This window comes from Streptomyces sp. NRRL F-5630, assembly GCF_000719475.1.
Lineage (GTDB): Bacteria > Actinomycetota > Actinomycetes > Streptomycetales > Streptomycetaceae > Streptomyces.
In genome coordinates this window covers 1-1055 of record NZ_JOGO01000179.1, presented here as the reverse complement: position 1 = coordinate 1055, position 1055 = coordinate 1, and the positions used below count along the sequence as shown (strand labels likewise).

At 75.7% G+C, this 1055-nt stretch carries 1 protein-coding gene; it reads right to left on the bottom strand.

The window, feature by feature from the left end; genetic code table 11:
- Nucleotides 1–72: 72 nt before the first annotated feature.
- Nucleotides 73–759, bottom strand: a complete 687-nt coding sequence (locus IF99_RS0130215) for a MerR family transcriptional regulator (RefSeq protein WP_078655360.1) — start codon at nt 757–759, stop codon at nt 73–75.
- Nucleotides 760–1055 lie beyond the last annotated feature (296 nt).

Here is a 1055-nt window from a genome sequence, read left to right as displayed (position 1 = left end):
GGTGGGGAGCGTTCCTGTTTCGAGGTGCGGGTGCGGCGTGGTCGGGCGGGAGGGGGGTGAGGGGGACGGGCCTTACGGGGCCTCGGGGTCGGGGCCGGGTCCGGCTCCGGGCACGGGTTCGGTGTCCGGGGTCGGTGCCGGTGCCGGGGCCGGATCGGTGAGGCGGCGGTCGAGGGCGAGGGAGAGTTCGGCGTCCATGACGGCCTTGGCGAGCGGGCGGAGTTTGTCGGGGTCCGTGACGAGCGCGTGGGGCCGGAGGGTCTCCAGGAAGAGGGTGGCGAGGGCCTCGGCGTGGACGCGGACCTGGCGGCCCGCCTCCAGGACGGTGGCGAGCGGGACACCCTCGCGGACCAGGGTCGTGGAGACTTCGAGGAGGCGCCGGCTGATGTGGACGATCGTGTCCCCGTCGACGGCGAGGTAGCCGAGGTCGAGTGCGGCGGCGAGGTTCTCCGGGGTGACCTCGCCCGCGAAGTGGTCGGCCAGCTCCTCGGGCGATAGGCGGACCGGGGTCTCCTCGGTCGGGGTCTCGCCGACGCCGAGGACATCGGCGACGTCCCTGCCGTGCTCGAAGGCCTCGGCGAGTTCGGCGATGCCGTTGAGGGTGTGGCCGCGCTCCAGGAGCGCCGCGATGGTGCGCAGGCGGGCGAGGTGGTGCTCGTTGTACCAGGCGATCCTGCCCTCGCGGCGGGGCGCGGCGAGCAACTTGCGCTCGCGGTAGAAGCGCAGGGTGCGGATGGTGATGCCGGCTGCCTCGGCCAGCTCGGTGGTGCGGTACTCCTTGGCCGGGGCTGCCGGGGCTGCCGGGGCTGCCGGGGCTGCCGGGGCTGCCGGGGCTGCGGGGGGCGCAGGAACGGCCTGGGTCGCCTGGGTTGCGGGTGGAGCCGGGGTTGCCGGGTCGGGGTGCGGCGCCGGGTTCTGGCCCGGGGCTGAGTCGGCGGTCGGCTGCCGGGCGGGGGCCGACGTGGGTGCGGGTGCGGGGGTGGTCGCCGGGGTGGGGTCGGGTGCCGGGGTGGGCTCGGTCGTCGGGTGCTCGTCCACGTGGCGCACCTTATGCG